General features: G+C 70.6%; 1 protein-coding gene. It reads right to left on the bottom strand.

Features of this window, described 5'->3' with window-relative positions:
* The coding region (locus PUR56_RS15255) for an ATP-binding cassette domain-containing protein (protein ID WP_329949317.1) at positions 1-824 on the bottom strand (824 nt) is incomplete at both ends.

Genomic DNA, 824 nt, shown 5'->3' with positions numbered 1-824 from the left:
GTGCCGCCGGTGAGGGCGAAGAAGACGTCGTCGAGGTCGGGGGTGTGGACGGTGAGTTCGTCGGCTTCGATGCCGGCGGTGTCGAGGTGGTCGAGGAGGGTGCGCAGGTGGCGCTGGCTGCCGTCGCTGGGGATCTGGAGGGTGAGGGCCTCGTCGTCGCGGGTGGTTTCGGGCAGTGCGGAGGTGGCGTTGCGGTAGGCGGTGGGGTCGGTGAAGCGGAGTCGGACGTGTCCGCCGGGGACGAGTCGTTTGAGTTCCTCGGCGGTGCCGTGGGCGGCGATCCTGCCGTCGTTCAGGACGGCGATGCGGTCGGCGAGCTGGTCGGCCTCCTCCAGGTACTGGGTGGTGAGGAGGACGGTGACGCCGTCGGCGACCAGGTCGCGGATGATTCGCCACATGGTGTGCCGGGAGCGGGGGTCGAGGCCGGTGGTGGGTTCGTCGAGGAAGATGATCCGCGGGCTGCCGACGAGGGTCATGGCGATGTCGAGGCGGCGTTTCATGCCGCCGGAGTAGGTGGAGGCGGGCTTCTTCGCGGCGTCGACCAGGTCGAAGCGGGCCAGGAGTTCGGCGGCGATCCGTCGTCCCTCCTGCTTGGGGAGGTGGTGGAGGTCGGCCATGAGGAGCATGTTCTCCTCGCCGGTGATGAGGCCGTCGACGGCGGAGAACTGGCCGGTGACGCCGATGGCGGCGCGTACCGCCTGCGGGGCGGCCGTCAGGTCGTGGCCCGCGATCCGGGCCTGCCCGCCGTCGGCGCCGATGAGCGTGGAGAGGATCTTGACGACGGTGGTCTTGCCGGCGCCGTTCGGGCCCAGCAGGGCGAAGAC

Source organism: Streptomyces sp. BE303, from assembly GCF_036290945.1.
Lineage (GTDB): Bacteria > Actinomycetota > Actinomycetes > Streptomycetales > Streptomycetaceae > Kitasatospora.
This window is presented reverse-complemented; position numbering and strand designations above follow the sequence as displayed.